We start from the raw sequence: 17,281 nt of genomic DNA on the forward strand, positions 1-17,281 counted from the left end.
CGACCGCGGCGGCGTGCAGCCGCTGGGCGCGGCGCGGGTAGCCCAACCGGCCCCAGGCCCGGATCGCCTCGCCCACCGGTTCGGCGGCCAACGCGGCCGGCGTCGGCCAGCGCTGCAGCCACTCCCGCCACGGCCCCAGCACCCGGTTCACCGGGGTCTGCTGCAACATGAACTCGCTCACCATCACCGCCCAGGGCGAGGCGTCCGGCTCCCGCCAGGGCAGATCGCGGGCATGCCGGTCGTACCAGGCGACGATCGCGGCGGTCGCGCGGGCGGTGTCCACCGGCCCACTGTAGTGAGGCCCGGCGTGGTGTCCCGCCCGGGCAGCGGTCGGTCTCCTACCCTTGCGGCATGAGTGAAGTGCTGACCGGCAAGGGTCCGCAGCCACCCTTCGTGTACTGGATCCGTCGTGGATTGGTCGCACTGATCGCGGTGCTGGTCATCGGCCTGCTGGTCTGGGCCTTCATGCCGAAAGGCCAGCCGACCACCGCGACCCCGGCGGACACCCCGACCGTGTCGCAGCCGGCGGCACCGTCGCCGTCCGGCTCGCCGACCGACACCGCGCTGTCGCCCAGCCCGGACCCGTCGACCAGTTCGACCGGCACCGGCGCCTGCGAGCCGATCGGCCTCCAGCTCTCGGTGAAGGGCTTCAAGAGCGTGAAGTCGGGCAGCAACCAGACCTTCAGCGTGACCGCCGAGAACAACACCGCGCTGCCCTGCGTGATGGAGATCACCAAGAGCACCTTCGTGTTGCGGGTGACCTCGGGCAGCGACGCGGTGTTCAGCACCGCGCACTGCGACAAGTGGCTGCCGGAGGTCAAGAAGGAGACGCTGAAGGCCGGTGCCGCGGTGGAGTTCAAGGTGGACTGGAAGACCTTCCGGTCCGGCAACGGCTGCAAGCAGAGCAAGAGCCTGCTGGGTGCCGGCACCTACATCGCGACCGCCGCGTTCAAGGAGAGTTCGACCGGTCGGATGCCCTTCGTGCTGACCAAGGGCTGAGGTCGGCTCAGTTCAGGCGTTCCGCGTAGGCCGACTCGGCCAGCCGGATCAGTCCCTCGCGCACCGTTCGCGCGATCCCGTAGTCGACGCCGTCCACGGTCAACAGATCGGCGGTGCTGGCGCCGAACAGGCCCTGCAGGCTGCCGAAGTGGCTGACCAGCGCGTCCGCGGCCTGAGTCGACAGGCGTCCGATCATGGCCAGCTGGCGGTGCCCGAGCGGGGCCACCCGCCGGGTCAGGTCGTCGCCGAGCCCGCAGGCCTGGGCGATCAGCTCGGGGTGGGCCAGGTCGTCGGTGTCCAGTTCGGCTAACCGGGCCAGCCGGAGGGTGCCGGCCTCGCCGCTGTAGTCGCGCTCCAGCTGGGTGGCCAGGTCGTCCAGGCCGGACACCAGTTCCTGCAGCTGCAGCCGGACCAGCCGGCCGTCGGTGCCCAGTTCGATGGCGTAGCCGTTGAGTTCGTGTTGCAGCCGGCGGACCATCTCCAGCCGCTGCGCGATCACGGCGATGTCGCGGACGGTGGCGGCGTCCTGCACCTCGGCGGCGGAGAGCCGCGCGGTCGCCTCGGTGAGCCGGTCGCGGTAGCGGGCCAGGGTGGCCAGGGCCTGGTTGGCCCGGGCCAGCAACTGCTCCGGACGCTGCACGATCCAACGCCGGTCGTCGACGAACAGCGAAATGGTGGACATGGACGCCGACACGGTCACCGTCGGCACCCCGATCTGCCGGGCCACCCGGTCGGCGGTGCGGTGCCGGGTGCCGGTCTCGGTGGTCTCCACGGCGGCGTCCGGCATCAGGTGGACGCCGGCGAACAGGATCCGGTCGAGGGCGTCGTTGAGGATGATGGCGCCGTCCATCTTGGCCAGCTCCCGCAGGGCGGTGGCGGAGAAGGCGACATCGATGGCGAAACCCCCGGTGCTGAGCGCCTGCAGCCGGGCGTTGTTGCCCAGGGTGATCAGCGCACCGGTCCGGCCGTGGACGATCCGGTCCAGCCCGTCCCGAACGGCGGTGCCGGGGGCGATCAGCCCCAGGGCGCGGTTGAGCCGATTGGACGGGACGCTCACTTCGGTGACCTCGACGTTTTCTTGAGGGTGGTTAACATCGACAAGTCTACCCGTGGGTGCCCTGATCGAGGCCGTCGGCTCAGCCGTCAGCCAGCCGCAGGTGCGGGCCGTCCGGATCGCGCCGCTTGCGTGGCCGCAGTCCGAGCAGGTCGACCGCGGTGGTCACCGCCGGCACTTCCACCACCTTCATGCCGCGCAGTTGCACCCCGGTGCCGGTCGGCACCACGGCCAGTTCGAAACCGAGCCGCTTGGCCTCGTTGAGCCGCCGGTCGAGGCCGGCCACCCGGCGCAACTCACCCGACAGCCCGACCTCGCCCAGGGCGATCACCGGACGGTGATAGGCCCGCTCCGAGGACGCCGAAGCCACCGCCAGGGCCACCGCCAGATCGGCGGCCGGATCGACCAGCCGGGCGCCGCCGACGGTGGAGACGTAGGCCTCCTTGTTGTGCAGCCGGACGCCGGCCTTGCGTTCCAGCACGGCCAGGATCACCGAGGTCCGACCGGATTCCAGGCCGTGGGTGACCCGCCGCGGCACCTGGGCCGCCGACGGCGCGACCAGCGCCTGCACCTCGCTGAGCAGCGGACGCCGACCCTCCAGGGTGACGGTCAACGCCGTGCCGGGCACCGGCTCGGCGCGGGCCGAGGCGAACAGCCGGCTGGGGTCGGCGACCTCGCGGATGCCGTCCTCGTTCATCTCGAAACAGCCCACCTCGTCGGCCGGGCCGAACCGGTTCTTGGACGCCCGCACCAGCCGCAGCCCGCTGTGCCGGTCGCCCTCGAAGGACAGCACCACGTCGACCAGATGCTCCAACAGCCGGGGGCCGGCCACCGTGCCGTCCTTGGTGACGTGGCCGACCAGCAGCACCGGCAGCCGGCGTTGCTTGGCCACCCGGACCAGGGCGTTCGTCACCTCGCGCACCTGGGCCACGCCGCCGGTCACCCCGTCGGTGCCGCTGACCGTGACCGCCTGCACCGAGTCGAGCACCAGCAGGTCGGGGTCGGCCTGTTCGATGTGCGCCAGGATGGCGCCCAGGTCGGTCTCGGCGGCCAGGTAGAGCCGATCGGCCAGCGCGCCGATCCGTCCGGCGCGGAGTCGTACCTGGGCCGCGGACTCCTCCGCGGAGACGTACAGGGTGCTGCGTCCGCCGGACGCCCAGCGGCTGGCGACGTCCAGCAGCAGTGTCGACTTGCCGACCCCCGGCTCACCGGCGAGCAGCACCACCGCGCCGGCCACCAGGCCCTGGCCGAGCACCCGGTCGAGTTCGGCGATGCCGGTGGGCACCGAGGCGGCCTCGGCGAGCGGAACCTCGCGGATCGGCCGGGCGGGGCCGGTGGGGGTGCCGTGGGCGACCCGGCCGCCGCCGTTTCCGGACGCGGGGGAGTGCGGGGCCATCGAGCCCCAGCTCTGGCATTGGGTGCAGCGCCCGACCCAACGGGCGCTCGTCCAACCGCATTCGGAGCAGCGGTGGGCAACAGCGGTCTTGGCCATGACCTGCAGGCTAGGGGGCCGCTCTGACAGTTCCTTGACGGAACCCTCAGATGCGGACCGGGCCGGACGCGGTGTGGAAGGTTGCGGCGTCCAGGCCGGGCTGACCGTTGGGCGAGGTGAAGCGGATGTTCACGCCGTCGAAGTTGCCGTCCACCTCGGCGCCGATCCAGTCCTCGACACGATCTTCGTTGCCGGCGATCTCCAATTCGACCAGCTGCAGCTCGCCGCTCAGCGCGCGGGGCAGCACTGTTTCATCGCTGGTCCATTTGATGAAATATGGCAACTGCGGGTCGGACATCAGGCCCTTGACCCCGATCTGCTCCCACTCCAGCAGCCGGCCGTCGGGGAAGTGTCGCGAGCCGGTCGCCGACTGGCGTCCGAGACGCTTCTCGTAGGGGGCCAGATCGGGAACCGAGACCACCCAGCACAGCCAGCCGCCGCCCATCTCGGAGCGGGCCCGGACGGCCTGGCCGAAGGGCGCCTTCTCGGCGGCGGGATGCTCCAGCACCTCGACCACCTCGATATAGCGGTCATCGGCCAGCGGCAGGATGTGGTTGCGGGTGCCGAAGCGGGGATGGAAACCGCCGTCGCGGAATTTGGCGCCGAGCAGCTCCCCGAGCCGTTCGGCCTCTGCCTTGAGACCGTTCGGACCTGCTGCGAACGTCAGGTGATCGACATGCATGCGGATATTGTCACCATGAGATGCCGCTCACGCGAAATCGGCGGCCGGCGCGGGGTTGGCTGCTCGCCGGACTTCACGATGATGAAATTTTGACCGGTCAACTACCGGTTCTCCCGAGCCGCTGAGGACGGCTGTCCGCGGCGCCTATGATGACCGGTGTGAACGGCTCCCGGAGCGAGGCGAAGGTCGCACTGTCGACGTCATCTGTCTACCCGGAGAACACCGCCGCCGGCTTCGAGGTCGCCAGCCTGCTGGGCTACGACGGCGTCGAGGTGATGGTCGGCATCGATCCGCTGGCCGCCGACGTGGACGCCGTGGAACGGCTCCGCGACTACCACCAGATCCCGGTGCTGGCGATCCACGCGCCCTGCCTGCTGGTCACCCAGCGGGTGTGGGGGACGGATCCGTGGGCGAAGCTGGAGCGGGCCACCCAGGCGGCGCACCGGCTCGGGGCGGACATCGTGGTGGTGCATCCGCCGTTCCGCTGGCAGCGCAGCTACGCCACCCGGTTCGTCGAGGGGGTGCGGGCGCTGGCGTCCGCGGCCGAGGTGACCATCGCGGTGGAGAACATGTTCCCGTGGCGGGCGCCGGGCGGCGGTCATTTCCAGGCCTACCGGCCGAGCTGGGATCCGACCGACCTCGATTACGACCATCTGACCCTGGACCTGTCGCACGCCGCCACCGCCCGCCAGGACTCGCTCGATCTGCTCCGCCGCTGGGACGACCGGCTGGCCCACGTCCATCTCACCGACGGCAACGGTTCGGCCAAGGACGAGCACCTGCTGCCCGGCCAGGGCACCCAGCGCCCCGACCTGGTGCTGGCCGAGCTGGCCCGGCGCGGCTACCGCGGCCATGTGGCGCTCGAGGTGAACACCAACGACCTGGACCGGCCCCGCCGGGAAGAGGTGCTGCGTTCGGCGTTGACCTTCGCCCGGCGGCACCTGAACCAGCTCGAGGGCGCGGCGTGACCGAACCGGTCGCGGCGCTCGGACGCCGGGGCTGGGAGGTGCTGCTGGTGCTCGGCGTCTCGCTGGGCCAGTCGGCGGTGTATTCGGTGCTGTCGATCGCCGAGAAGCTGACCCGTCCGCAGCCGCTCGGCCAGCAGACCACGCAGATCAACACCAGCGTCACACCCGACCGGCCCTGGCTCGACCTGTCGTACCAGCTGGCCGGGATCGTCTTTCCGCTGGTGCCCGCGCTGCTGGCGCTCTATCTGCTGCGGCTGTCCGGCGACCGCGGCCGGATCGGCTTCGACCTGACCCGGCCGCTCCGCGACTTCGGCTGGGGCTTCGCGATCGCCGCCGGCATCGGGATTCCCGGGCTGGGGCTGTACCTGGCCGCCCGGGCCGCCGGACTGAACACCACCGTCCAGCCCGCGAACCTGGCCGAGAACTGGTGGACGGTGCCGGTGCTGATCGGGCTGGCGGTCATGAACGGCGTCCTGGAAGAGGTGGTGATCGTCGCGTTCTGGTTCACCCGGATGCGGCAGGCCGGCTGGAGCGTCGCGGCGGTGCTGATCGTCGGCGCGCTGATCCGTGGCTCGTATCACCTGTACCAAGGCTTCGGCGGCTTCGTCGGCAATCTCGTGATGGGTCTGGTCTTCGGCTGGATCTACCACCGCTACGGACGCGTCGCGCCCCTGGTGGCGGCTCACATCATCCTCGACGTCGTCGCCTTCGTCGGCTACGCGCTGCTGGCGCCGTACCTGACCTGGCTGTGATGGGAGTCGCCGGGCGGCGGGCGATAGGGTGAATCCCATGCATGTGGGTGTATTCGGTGCTACGGGCACCGTCGGCAATGTGATGCGATCGTTGCTGGTCGAGCGCGACTTCCCGGTCAGCTCGATCCGGTTCTTCTCCTCGGCCCGTTCGGCCGGGCGGACGCTCGACTTCAAGGGCACCCCGATCACCGTCGAGGACACCGCGACCGCCGACTTCTCCGGCCTGGACATCGCGCTGATGTCGGCCGGCGCCACCATGTCGCGCGAGTACGCCCCGAAGGTCGCCGCGGCCGGCGCCCTGGTGGTCGACAACTCGTCGGCCTGGCGCAAGGACCCGGACGTCCCGCTGGTGGTCAGCGAGGTCAACCCCGAGGACGCGGTCAACCCGCCGAAGGGCATCATCGCCAACCCGAACTGCACCACGATGGCGGCGATGCCGGTGCTCAAGCCGCTGCACGCCGCCGCCGGCCTGCAGCGGCTGATCGTGGCCACCTACCAGGCCGTCTCCGGCTCCGGCGTGGCCGGCATCAACGCGCTGCTGTCGCAGACCCAGGACGTCCGCGACCCGTCCGGTTTCGCGCTGGACGGTCGTCTCGACGAGGTCGCCGACACCGCGCCCTACCTGGCCCCGATCGCCTACAATGTCATTCCGGTGGCCGGCTCGATCGTGGACGACGGCAGCGACGAGACCGACGAGGAGCAGAAGCTCCGCAACGAGTCCCGCAAGATCCTGCACATTCCCGGCCTGGCCGTCTCCGGCACCTGCGTCCGGGTGCCGGTGTTCTCCGGGCATTCGCTGGTGATCCACGCCGAGTTCGCCGAGGAGCTGAGCCCGCAACGGGCCCGCGGCATCCTGGCCACCGCGCCGGGCGTGGCGCTGGCCGACGTCCCGACGCCGCGGCTGGCGGCCGGCAAGGACCCGTCCTTCGTGGGCCGGATCCGCACCGACCAGTCGGTTCCCGACGAGCGGGGCATCGTGCTGTTCGTCAGCAACGACAACCTGCGCAAGGGCGCGGCGCTGAACGCCGTCCAGGTCGCCGAGCTGCTGGTGGCTGCGCGATGACCCGGCTGGCGGTGATCGGCGCCGGCGTGATGGGCGAGGCGCTGGTCAGCGGCCTGCTGCGGGCCGGCTGGTCGAGCGATGCCATCGTGGTGGCCGACCGGCGCGATTTCCGGCGCGCCGAGATGACTGCGGCGCACGGCATCCGGGCCACCGGCAACGCCGAGGCGGCGTCCGAGGCCGACACGGTGATCCTGGTGGTCAAGCCCCAGGACGTCGGTGCCGTGCTGCCCGAGATCGCGCCGGTGCTGCGTCCCGCGACCCTGGTGGTGTCGCTGTGCGCCGGGGTGACCACCGCTCAGTTGGAGAGCCATCTTCCGGAGGGCACCGCGGTGGTCCGGGTGATGCCGAACACCCCGGCCCTGGTCGGCGAGGGGATGGCCGCGGTGTCGGCCGGCTCCAACGCGTCCGAGGCCGATGTTGAGCACGCCATGGAGTTGATGACCGCACTCGGCAAGGCGATCACCGTGCCGGAGGCCTACCAGGACGCCGTCACCGCGATCTCCGGCTCCGGCCCGGCCTACCTGTTCTTCGTGGTCGAGGCGATGATCGACGCCGGTGTGCTGCTCGGCCTGCCCCGGGACATCTCCGCCACCCTGGTGAAGCAGACCGTGTTCGGCTCGGCGAAGCTGCTGGTGGAATCCGGGCAGCACCCGACCGTGCTGCGCGAACAGGTCACCTCACCCGGCGGCACCACCGCCGCCGCGCTCCGGCAACTCGAGGACCACAAGGTGAAAGCCGCCTTCCTCACCGCCATGGAGGCCGCCCGGGACCGCAGCCGAGCACTGGCCGGCTGAACCGGGCTGGTCGCTGCCCGGGTCTTCGCTCCTTCGGACGACATCGCCTGCGTAAACACACATCGCCTGCGTAGGAACGCAGGCGATGTGCCTTTACGCAGGCGATGTGCCTCGGGTCGTGCTACTTGACCTTGCCGGTCTTCTTGGACGTCTTGGTCAGGCTGGCGTAGCCGTCCTTCTTGCCCGTCACCTTCACGGTGATCTTCTTGCCCTTGTCGGCCTTCACCAGGGTGTAGGCCGGAGCGGTCGCGGCCTTGATCTTCTTGCTATTGCGGTACCACTGGTAGGTCAAGGTCGCGTCGGACGGCGTCCATGCGCCCGGGCCGACGGTGAGAGGCTGACCCACCTTCACCGTGCCGGTGATCGTCGGCGTCGGCGCTGCGAGTGTGCCGGCCGCCACCTTCTTGGTCGCCTTCGAGGTCTTCGCGACGGTCGTGTAGCCAGGCTTGGAGCCTGTCACCGTGACGGTGATGGTCTTCCCCTTCGCCGACGCCGGGACGGTCAGAGCCTCACCGGTTGCCCCCGGGATGGCGGTGCCATTCGCCTTCCACTGGTAGCTGAGCGTGACCGGAGCAGGCCCCCAAGTCCCGGGCTTAGCAGTGAGCGTTGAGCCGACCTTGGCGGTGCCGGAGATAGTTGGCGCTGACGGCGTCAGGTCGGCGGATGGCGCCACTGTGACTTCCTGGCAACCGAGCCGTACATTCGCGCCTCGGCCGACATTGATTGCCCAGACGCACACTTGGTGCTTCCCGGCTGGTATGGAAGTGCTTGTCCGGTATCCGAACGCCGAGCCCCGGTGGAAGGCGTCGTCGACATCGGACCGCTCGACGTTTGCTGTCGACTTTCCTACGTAGGTGTCTGCGACGTAGACGTGTACGTCGATAGGGCTTGTCGAGTTGGGATCCATCGCCCATCCATGAATGGTCACTTCGCCTGCGCCGCCAATTGCGCTGTCGAGACGCCCGAAGGGCGAGCAGTCCAGATGGTCGCAGTTGTCGATTGCTGTGTCATCCACCGCCGTAGTGGGTTTGGATCCTCCGTAGGGAGCCCAGGAGGGAATGTAATACGGATGTCCGTCCGCGACGCGGAAGACTCGGCCTGAGCCGTATCCAGCTATGAACGTATCGGAAGGGGTTGCGCGTAGGTTCGTCCAGGGGTCGTTGCCTCCTGTGTTGTCGATTGCGTTGTCATCGACCGTGACGGCGGGTTGGGCTCCGCCAACATTGGCCCAGTCGGACACGTGGAGCGGTGCGCCCCCGGCGACTCGGTAGACGCGACCTGTCACGCCGCCGCGGATGAACGTGCCGTCCGCTGGATATCGGCGCAGGTGTGCCCACACGTCGCCGCCGCCAGCGTTTCCGATCGCCGCATCATCGACCGGGATCACCGATTGACTCCCGCCCACGTTGTCCCAGCTTGACACATACAGGGGAGCTCCGCCCGCGACGCGATAGACGCGCCCGCTGCGTGTGCCCACGATGAAAGTGCCGTCGGCCGGGTATTGGCGCAGTGATCCAAACTCCCCATCGCTCAGTGACCGAGTCGGTTGCGACCCGCCGATCGCGTCCCAACTGCTCACGTAGATGGCTGCCCCACCGGCGATGCGGTAGACATTCCCCCGGTAATCGACGAGGCTTCCGTCGGAAACTGCCGATCCTGGTAGGTTCCGGGGTCGTAGGTATCCCAAAAGATAGTTCTTCGAAATGTTAGCGCGCTTGGTTGCGCCGGGGTTCTGAGTGAGAACATAGAGAGAGCTGGATCCAGCTGGTGAGTCGCTGAGAACGATAGCGACGTGGCCATATCCGCCCGACCCCGGGAGGTTTCGCGCCCACACTGCGACGTCTCCACGCACAGCAGATTGAGATCGATCGATCTTCAGGTATCGGCTCGCAAGGTTAGACGTAAAAGAGTCCCAGTATTCGTGGGCGCCACCGTCGCCACCGGTAGGCGGGCCATCGCCACCGATGACTCGCCGGTCGTATTGCTTGAACACATCGACGCATTGGTAGGGGTTGCCTGCGGGCACGCCATCTACGTCGAGATACTTGCCGTCGTAGGTGGCGACGAACTGGTCGAGGGTCATGTCCGCGGCTGCCGCCGACTGCGGCGCGGACGCCGCCAACCCGATCATCGAGAGGCATGCGGCGATCAGTGCCGTCAGCGCTCGCCGTGTCAACGCGGCGGCATGGGTGCCGCTCTTCCTCATCATGTTGTTAGCCATGCTTCTCTCCCGTCGTCCACCCCGACCCTGCGATTGAACCATTTGTGGTGCAGCTTCGCTAGCCTTCGTCCCTCACGTTGGACGGGTGCCCACTCCCAGTGACCTTTCGCCGCGGATCCAGCAGTGGCGCACTGACTTTGGGCTGCACTTGCGCCGTCACCGGGAGCAGCGGCGACTCTCGCAGGAGGCCCTTGCAGAGTCCGCCGGGGTCGACCGGAAGCTCATCTACCGCACCGAACTCGGCCAGACCTCGCCACGCCTTGACGCCGTCGTGAAGCTGGCGGACGCACTCGGGCTGGATCCTGCCGAGTTGCTGCCACGGTCCGATTGAGGAACTCGGTCAGAACTGGGGCAGTCGGTCATCTCCGACGACATCGCCTGCGTTCGGACACATCGCCTGTGTTGCTACGCAGGCGATGTGCCTTTACGCAGGCGATGTCGTTCCTGGGGTGGGTCGGCGACACGTCAGGCGCCTCCGGAGTTATCCACAGATTGCTGTCTGACCCCGAATTGTCGGCCTGAGCTGTGCTGGACTGCGGGCCATGCCGATGCATCTGACTCATGAGCTGCGGGCCCGCGGGATGGGGACCAGCGAGATCCGGCGGAGGGTTCGGACGGGTGAGTTGCACCCGTTGCGCCGCGGCGCTTTCGCGACCGAGCCGGACGAGGGGACGGCTCGGCACCTCCAGTTGATCCGGGCCACGCTGCCGTCGCTGGCCGACGGTTCGGTGCTGAGCCATGTCTCCGCGGCGGTGCTGCACGGACTGCCCGTGGACGAACGGCTGCTCGACCGTGTCACGGTGACCCGGCCCAGCAAGGGCGGTTCGTGGGTCGGACCACAGTTGCACCGCTACCGGACGCCGCTGGCGGACTCCGACGTGGAAGAGGTGGACGGGCTGCCCCGCACCGTGATGGCGCGAACGGTTGTCGATCTGGCGCGCTGCGGCGATCTGGGGATGGCGGTGGCGGCGGCCGACGCCGGGTTGCGCACCGGCGTCGCCCGCGAAGCGCTGGATGAGCAGCTGAAAGCGGCCCGCCGGCGGCACGGCAGTGCGCGAGCCCGAGTCGTCGTCGACCTGGCCGACGGTCGCAGCGAGTCGGCCGGGGAATCGGTCAGCCGGGTGGCGATGTGGCAACTCGGGATGCCGACGCCCGAACTGCAATTCGAGGTGACCATCGGCGGCGTCCGGTACCGGTCCGATTTCGCCTGGCCGGACCTCGGCGTCCTCGGAGAGTTCGACGGCAAGGTGAAATACGACCGCCTGCTCCGTCCGGGCGAGTCGGCGTCCGACGTGGTGATGCGGGAGAAGCGTCGCGAGGCCGATCTGCGAGCCGCGGGCTGGTGGATCGTCCGCTGGACTTGGGCGGACGCGATCAAGCCCGAACGATTGGCCCGGCTGTTGCGACCCGCTCTGGAGCGAGGTCACCCGCAACCGGCGCAACACCGCCTGCGTTCGGGTACATCGCCTGCGTAGCAACACAGGCGATGTGCGTTTGCGCAGGCGATGTCGTCCCCCGGCGACCGTGAACCATCCGCGTCCGGGGGCCGGACCAGCCGGCGTCCGAGGGTCGGACGACCGCTGTCCGGGCCGGCGTCGGGCCCATCCCGCGGGGCCGGAGCGGCAGGTAGGGTGGCTCGCACATCGGGGCCAACGGGAGGGCCGGATGTCTACTGTCAGAAGGAAGTACCGATGAACGACTCTGCACCCACACCGCTGTCGGCGATCAGATTCCTCAAGGTCACCGAGGTGGCCGCGCTGCTGCGGGTGTCGCGGATGTCGGTCTACCGGCTGATCCACGCCGGCGAGCTGGAGGCGGTGCGGTTCGGCCGCAACTTCCGGGTTCCCGAGCATGCGGTGAACGCCTACCTGGAGCAGTCCTTCTACGACGCCGGGTAGCCCCGGGCGTTCCGGCGATTGGCAGTCGGGGCGAGCCACTCGGTAAGATCGCGTGGTTGGCTGGGCAACCGGCCGCCACCAACCAAGCACTATCCGGCCCAACCGTGGGCCGACATCGAGAGGTCATAGCGTGGGTTCGGTCATCAAGAAGCGTCGCAAGCGGATGGCGAAGAAGAAGCACCGCAAGCTTCTGAAGAAGACGCGTATCCAGCGTCGCCGCGCCGGCAAGTAGTCCACCGGCGTCCACGATGACCCAGCCCAGGGTGGTGGTCATCGTGCGCGACGGCTGCCATCTGTGTGTCGATGCGGTGGCCGTCGCCCAACGGGTCTGCGCCGAGTTCGGCGCCGATTTCGGCACCCTCGACGTGGACGCCGATCCGGCGCTCGCCGTGCACAGCGACCACGTCCCGGTGACTTTCGTGGACGGTCGACGGCTCGCGATCTGGTTCCTTGACGAGGCACAGCTGCGCGCCGCCCTGGGCTGATCAGCACAAGCCATCGCCGGCGCGCACCGTGTGGGACATGCCCCCACAGGCGACCAGCCGAAGCGTTCCGATGCTCTACCCGTCTTTCACTCGGGTCGTCCGCGCACTGAGGCCGAACTCCGCGTCGCACTGGCGGAACAACTGAGGGCGCGGGTGACGCGGTGTCGGACTGCCGGGGTTGACAAGGCGTGAATGGTGCCAGCGGTTCGGCGGCGAACGGTCAGGTCGGCGTCCCGTATTGTTGGAGCCCGAGCACACCGAAAGGCCGCCGTCACCCATGCAATCCGTCGTACATCTGGTCCGCCACGGGCAGGTTCACAACCCTGACGGCATCCTCTACGGACGACTCCCCGGCTACGGCCTGAGCGACCTGGGCCAGGCGATGGCCACTCGGCTCGGCGAGTACTTCGCGGACGTCCCGCTGACCCATCTGCGCTGTTCGCCGTTGCAGCGGGCCCGCGAGACGATGGCGCCGATCGCCGCCGAGCACCCCGACCTCGAGATCGTCACCGACGACCGGGTGATCGAGGCCGCCAACGTGTTCGAGGGCCGCAACTTCGGCAAGTACAACCAGGTGCTGCTGCTGCCGCAGAACCTGTGGCACCTGCGCAACCCGTTGCGACCGTCCTGGGGCGAGGCGTACCCGTCGATCGTGGCCCGGGTGAAGCTGGCCATGGCGGACGCCGCACAGGCCGCCGGCGACGGCGGTCAGGCCGTCGTCGTGATGCACGAGCTGCCGATCTGGATCTCCCGGCTGGCCGCCGAGGGGCGTTCGCTGGTGCACGATCCGCGCAAGCGGCAATGCCGGCTGGCCAGCGTCACGTCGTTCACCGTCATCGACGGACGGGTCGCGGCCGTCGACTACACCGAGCCGGCCGCCGATCTGCTGCCGGCCAAGAAGTCCAAAGTCCTGTTCCGCCCCGGTTCGTGATGCGTCGGCTGGCCGTGTTCTGCGTCACCGCGGTGACGCTGCTGCTGGCCGCCTGCACGGGTTCCACCGGGTCCACCGAGGGCGGTTTCGTCAGCGGCGACGGCCGGATCACCCGGGTTCCGGTGGAGCAGCGGACGCCGGCCCCCGAGATCGCCGGCACCACGCTGGACGAGAAGCCGTGGAGCAGCACGTCGGCGACCGGCAAGGTGCTGGTCTACAACGTCTGGGGTTCCTGGTGTCCGCCCTGCGTGAAGGAGGCGCCGGCGCTGGTCCGGGCCGCGCAACGCACCGAGCAGACCGCCCAGTTCGTGGGACTGAACACCCGCGACCTGGCCACCGCGCAGGGCCTGGCGTTCGTCCGCGAATTCAATGTGCCGTACCCCAACCTTTTCGATCCGGGCGGTGAGCTGGTGTTGAAGTTCGCCGGCAAGCTTCCGCTCAGCGCCATCCCCAGCACCGTGATCGTCGACAAGCAGGGACGGATCGCCGCCCGCGTGCTGGGCGACACCACCGAGGCGACCCTGGTCGGCCTGATCGAGGACGTGGCGGCGGGCCGGTGATGATCGCTCTGGAGATCGAGGACTGGGTGCGGCAGGCCGTCGGCGGGACGATGCTGCTGGCGATCCCGGTGGCGCTGCTGGCCGGGCTGGTGTCGTTCTTCTCGCCCTGTGTGCTGCCGCTGCTGCCCGGCTACCTGTCCTATGCCAGCGGATTGAGCGCCGCCCAGGTGACCGCGGGTTCCCGGCGCGGCCGGGTGCTGGCCGGCACCGCGCTGTTCGTGCTGGGCTTCGCTCTGGTCTTCGTCTCCGGCGGCGTCCTGTTCGGCTCGCTGGGCACCACCTTGATGCAGTGGCGCGGCACGATCAACGTGGTCGGCGGTGTGCTGGCGATCGTGCTGGGCCTGGTCTTCGCCGGCTGGGTGCCGTTCGCCAGCCGCACCGTCCGGCTCAACCTGCGGCCCCGGGTCGGCCTGGCCGCCGCACCGCTGCTCGGCATCGTCTTCGCGCTCGGCTGGACGCCGTGCATCGGGCCGGCCCTGCAGGTGGTGCTCACCCTGGCGCTCAACGAGGCCACCGCGCTGCGCGGCGCGCTGCTGGCGCTGGTCTACGCCCTTGGTCTCGGACTGCCGTTCCTGATCGCCGGGGTGGCGCTGGACCGCTTCGGCGGCACGCTCGCCTTCGTCAAGCGGCACCACCGCACCCTGCAGGTGATCGGCGGGGTGCTGATGATGGCGGTCGGGGTGCTGCTGCTGACCGGCGGCTGGGACGTGCTGATGGGCCTGCTGCGGCAGTGGGCGGCCGCTTTCGGGACGGTGATCTGATGGCCGGACGCCGCCGCGGAACCCTGACCGGCACCGAGACCCTGCGCTTCCTGTGGACCCAGCTGACCGCGATGCGCACCGCGCTGGTGCTGCTCTTCGCGTTGGCGCTGGCCGCCATCCCCGGCTCGCTGCTGCCGCAGCGTCCGACGTCCCCGGAACGGGTGCGGGAGTTCATCACCGGCAACCCGCAGCTGGGCGGCTTCTACAACGCGGTCGGGCTGTTCGACGTCTACGCCTCGCCCTGGTTCGCGGCCATCTACCTGCTGCTGTTCGTCTCGCTGGTCGGCTGCATCATTCCCCGGATCGGGGTTTACCTGCGCGGACTGCGGGCCCAGCCGCCCGCGACGCCCCGCAACCTGGCCCGGATGCCCAGCCACCTGGCGCTGACCTCCGAGAACCCGGACGCGGTGCTGGACGCCGCGGAGAAGGTGCTTGCCGGACGCCGGTTCCGGGTGCGTCGGCTGGACGACTCGGTGAGCGCCGAACGCGGCTACCTGCGCGAGCTGGGCAACCTGGTCTTCCATGTCTCCCTGGTGTTTCTGCTGCTCGGCGTCGCCTGGGGCGTGTTGTACGGCTACAAGGGGACGGTCGCGGTGGTCGAGGGCCAGTCGTTCAGCAACACCCTCAGCCAGTTCGACGACTTCAGTTCCGGCGGCGCGTTCAGTGCCGACCAGCTGGTGCCGTTCACGGTGAAGCTGAACTCCTTCGACGCCAAATTCGAGACCGGCCCGGTGCAGCGCGGAGCCGCCCGGGTGTTCCGCGCCGAGACCACCACGACGCTGAACGGCACCAGCACGAATCAGGCGCTCGAGGTGAACAATCCCTTGACGCTCGGCGACAGCAGCGTCCACCTGGTCGGTCATGGCTACGCGGTCGACGTGACGGTCAAGGACCCGCAGGGCAGGGTGGCCTTCGAGGGTCCGGTGATCCTGCTGCCGCAGGACGGCAACTTCCTCTCCGTCGGCGTGGTGAAGGCGCCCTACGCGCGTCCGGAGCGGCTCGCTTTCGAAGCGCTGTTCCTGCCCACCTTCGTCGACACCGACACCGGCGGCACCTCGGTCTTCCCGGACGCGCTGAACCCGCGACTGCTGCTGAACGCCTGGCACGGACCGCCGAAGGAGGCCACCGGCGCCCCCGAGAACGTCTACTCGCTGGACACCACCGGCCTGACTCAATACACCAAAGCGGACGGCAAGCCGCTGCGGTTCAGCCTGCGTCCCGGCGAGGTCTTCGACCTGCCCGGCGGCGGCTCCATCCAGTTCCACGACTGGAAACGCTGGGTGAGCCTGCAGGTCTCCAGCACTCCCGGGCTGTGGCTGATCTTCAGCTCGGTGCTGGTCGCCGTCGCAGGGCTGTGCCTGTCGCTGTTCATCCGGCCCCGCCGGGTGTGGTTGCGGGTCACCGGTGACCGGGTACAGCTGGCAGGGCTGGACCGCACCGAGGGCCGTGGCGGCCTGGACGACGAACTGCGGCTGATCGCCGACGAACTGCAACTGAACGCGGACACCGGGCTTGCGCCGACCGACGCCGGTGACGCAGGCTCGACCCCGAAGGGAGAACCGTGATGGCCGTCTACTGGTCGAATCTGGCGATGGTGACATCGGTGGTGGTGTACCTGCTTGCCCTGGCGGCGTTCGCCGTCGAATGGGCGTCCGCCCGGAAACTGGACCCGGTCGAGGTTCCGGCCGGTGCCGGCGTGCTGGTCGGGGCCGGCGGGCTCGAGACCACGGACGCCGGCGACGCCGTGCCGACCGAGGCCGATCTGCGTGCCCGGATGCGCACCGACATGTTCGGACGGATGGGGCTGGGCCTGACGGTCATCGCCTGGGCCTGCCACCTGGCCGGGGTGGTGTGCCGCGGGATCGCCGCCAACCGGATGCCCTGGGGCAATATGTACGAGTTCGTGACCATGGCGCTGCTGCTGGTGGTCACCTTCTACCTGGTACTCGCCTTCCGCGGCATGCGCTGGCTGGGCCTGCCGGTGGTACTGCTGACCGCGCTCGGTCAGGGCCTGGCGGTGACCGTGTTCTACGTGGCGGTGGCGCCGCTGGTGCCGGCGCTGCATTCGGTCTGGTTCATCGTCCACATCGTCATTGCGGCCACCGCCGGTGCGGCGTTCAACGTGGGTGGGTTGCTGTCCATCCTGTACCTGTTGAAGAGCCGCGCCGAACGCCGTGAACAAGTGCGCGGCTACCTGGCCAAGCTGCCCTCGTCGTCCCGGATCGACGAACTCGCCTACCGCTTCCACGCCTTCGCCTTCCCGCTGTGGACGTTCGCCATCGCCGCCGGCTCGGTGTGGGCCGAATACGCCTGGGGACGGTTCTGGGGCTGGGATCCGAAAGAGACCTGGTCGTTGGTCACCTGGGTGGTCTACGCCGGCTACCTGCACGCCCGGGCCACCGCCGGCTGGCGCGGCAAGCGGGCCGCCGTGGTGGCGATCATCGGCGTGACCTGCTTCTGGTTCAACTTCGTCGGCGTGAACCTGTTGGTTTCCGGCCTGCACTCCTACGCCGGCATCTGACGCCGGTCGTCGGCTACCCGGGACGATCACCGCATAGCCGGTGGCGTGGTCGGCCATCCCCTCGGCGAACCGGACAGACACCCGGTGGTTGCCAGGCTTG

The 17,281-nt window shown here is 69.3% G+C and carries 19 protein-coding genes and 1 pseudogene; 15 read left to right on the forward strand and 5 right to left on the reverse strand.

The annotated features are described in order from the left end of the window. A pseudogene (locus tag QM582_RS04435) lies at nt 1–283 on the reverse strand (A/G-specific adenine glycosylase); the annotation flags it as partial. Between the two features lie 68 nt (nt 284–351). Between QM582_RS04435 and QM582_RS04440 the strand changes: the two are divergent. Continuing rightward, the gene (locus tag QM582_RS04440; protein ID WP_415082109.1) at nt 352–999 is read left to right on the forward strand and encodes a hypothetical protein; all 648 of its coding nucleotides are present in this window, start codon (nt 352–354) and stop codon (nt 997–999) included. Between the two features lie 7 nt (nt 1,000–1,006). On the opposite strand, the gene disA is transcribed toward QM582_RS04440, so the two are convergent. From disA to QM582_RS04455, 3 genes are all read right to left on the reverse strand, one after another. After that, the gene (disA, locus tag QM582_RS04445) at nt 1,007–2,056 is read right to left on the reverse strand and encodes a DNA integrity scanning diadenylate cyclase DisA (protein WP_415082111.1); all 1,050 of its coding nucleotides are present in this window, start codon (nt 2,054–2,056) and stop codon (nt 1,007–1,009) included. 79 nt (nt 2,057–2,135) lie between these two features. After that, nucleotides 2,136–3,545, reverse strand: a complete 1,410-nt coding sequence (gene radA, locus QM582_RS04450; RefSeq protein ID WP_415082113.1) for a DNA repair protein RadA — start codon at nt 3,543–3,545, stop codon at nt 2,136–2,138. 46 nt (nt 3,546–3,591) lie between these two features. Continuing rightward, on the reverse strand, nt 3,592–4,227 hold the full coding sequence (locus QM582_RS04455; RefSeq protein WP_415082115.1) for a VOC family protein: 636 nt from the start codon (nt 4,225–4,227) through the stop codon (nt 3,592–3,594). A 158-nt stretch (nt 4,228–4,385) separates the two neighbouring features. Here QM582_RS04455 and QM582_RS04460 point away from each other — a divergent pair, with 158 nt between their 5' ends. The 4 genes from QM582_RS04460 to proC are packed head-to-tail and all read left to right on the forward strand — an operon-like array spanning nt 4,386 to nt 7,804. Then, the gene (locus tag QM582_RS04460; protein ID WP_415082117.1) at nt 4,386–5,195 is read left to right on the forward strand and encodes a sugar phosphate isomerase/epimerase family protein; all 810 of its coding nucleotides are present in this window, start codon (nt 4,386–4,388) and stop codon (nt 5,193–5,195) included. Continuing rightward, entirely contained in the window at nt 5,192–5,947 is a 756-nt protein-coding gene (locus QM582_RS04465; RefSeq protein WP_415082118.1) for a CPBP family intramembrane glutamic endopeptidase, read from the forward strand. The genes QM582_RS04460 and QM582_RS04465 overlap by 4 nt, the downstream gene beginning before the upstream one ends. Before the next feature lie 28 nt (nt 5,948–5,975). After that, the gene (locus QM582_RS04470; RefSeq protein ID WP_415082121.1) at nt 5,976–7,010 is read left to right on the forward strand and encodes an aspartate-semialdehyde dehydrogenase; all 1,035 of its coding nucleotides are present in this window, start codon (nt 5,976–5,978) and stop codon (nt 7,008–7,010) included. Further along, nucleotides 7,007–7,804, forward strand: a complete 798-nt coding sequence (gene proC / locus QM582_RS04475; RefSeq protein WP_415082123.1) for a pyrroline-5-carboxylate reductase — start codon at nt 7,007–7,009, stop codon at nt 7,802–7,804. The genes QM582_RS04470 and proC overlap by 4 nt, the downstream gene beginning before the upstream one ends. A 121-nt stretch (nt 7,805–7,925) precedes the next feature. Here proC and QM582_RS04480 read toward each other — a convergent pair whose 3' ends face one another. Further along, nucleotides 7,926–10,025, reverse strand: coding sequence for a CHAP domain-containing protein (locus tag QM582_RS04480; RefSeq protein WP_415082124.1), 2,100 nt, complete (start codon nt 10,023–10,025; stop codon nt 7,926–7,928). An 85-nt stretch (nt 10,026–10,110) separates the two neighbouring features. Between QM582_RS04480 and QM582_RS04485 the strand changes: the two genes are divergently transcribed. The 10 genes from QM582_RS04485 (at nt 10,111) to ccsB (ending at nt 17,181) form a co-directional block, all read left to right on the forward strand. Continuing rightward, nucleotides 10,111–10,356 carry a helix-turn-helix domain-containing protein gene (locus tag QM582_RS04485; protein ID WP_415082126.1) on the forward strand — a complete coding sequence of 82 codons (246 nt, stop codon included), beginning with the start codon at nt 10,111–10,113 and terminating at the stop codon, nt 10,354–10,356. A gap of 211 nt (nt 10,357–10,567) precedes the next feature. Then, nucleotides 10,568–11,500, forward strand: coding sequence for a hypothetical protein (locus QM582_RS04490; protein ID WP_415082128.1), 933 nt, complete (start codon nt 10,568–10,570; stop codon nt 11,498–11,500). A gap of 216 nt (nt 11,501–11,716) precedes the next feature. Then, nucleotides 11,717–11,923, forward strand: coding sequence for a helix-turn-helix domain-containing protein (locus tag QM582_RS04495; RefSeq protein ID WP_415082129.1), 207 nt, complete (start codon nt 11,717–11,719; stop codon nt 11,921–11,923). 130 nt (nt 11,924–12,053) lie between these two features. After that, nucleotides 12,054–12,155, forward strand: a complete 102-nt coding sequence (locus QM582_RS04500; RefSeq protein ID WP_002550589.1) for a 30S ribosomal protein bS22 — start codon at nt 12,054–12,056, stop codon at nt 12,153–12,155. Nucleotides 12,156–12,171: 16 nt separating this feature from the next. Beyond that, complete coding sequence (locus QM582_RS04505) at nt 12,172–12,408, forward strand: glutaredoxin family protein (RefSeq protein ID WP_415082131.1); 237 nt, start codon at nt 12,172–12,174, stop codon at nt 12,406–12,408. Between the two features lie 277 nt (nt 12,409–12,685). Continuing rightward, nucleotides 12,686–13,339 (forward strand): histidine phosphatase family protein, encoded by a 654-nt coding sequence (locus tag QM582_RS04510; protein WP_415082132.1) that lies wholly within the window; start codon nt 12,686–12,688, stop codon nt 13,337–13,339. Then, entirely contained in the window at nt 13,339–13,899 is a 561-nt protein-coding gene (locus QM582_RS04515) for a TlpA family protein disulfide reductase (protein WP_415082134.1), read from the forward strand. The genes QM582_RS04510 and QM582_RS04515 overlap by 1 nt, the downstream gene beginning before the upstream one ends. 50 nt (nt 13,900–13,949) lie before the next feature. Further along, entirely contained in the window at nt 13,950–14,660 is a 711-nt protein-coding gene (locus QM582_RS04520) for a cytochrome c biogenesis CcdA family protein (protein ID WP_415082166.1), read from the forward strand. Beyond that, nucleotides 14,660–16,225: a cytochrome c biogenesis protein ResB gene (locus tag QM582_RS04525; protein WP_415082136.1), complete on the forward strand. Its 1,566-nt coding sequence runs from the start codon at nt 14,660–14,662 to the stop codon at nt 16,223–16,225. The genes QM582_RS04520 and QM582_RS04525 overlap by 1 nt, the downstream gene beginning before the upstream one ends. Further along, on the forward strand, nt 16,225–17,181 hold the full coding sequence (gene ccsB / locus QM582_RS04530) for a c-type cytochrome biogenesis protein CcsB (protein WP_415082138.1): 957 nt from the start codon (nt 16,225–16,227) through the stop codon (nt 17,179–17,181). The genes QM582_RS04525 and ccsB overlap by 1 nt, the downstream gene beginning before the upstream one ends. Nucleotides 17,182–17,281 lie beyond the last annotated feature (100 nt).

Source organism: Micropruina sp. (genome assembly GCF_047607385.1).
Classification (GTDB): Bacteria; Actinomycetota; Actinomycetes; order Propionibacteriales; family Propionibacteriaceae; genus Micropruina.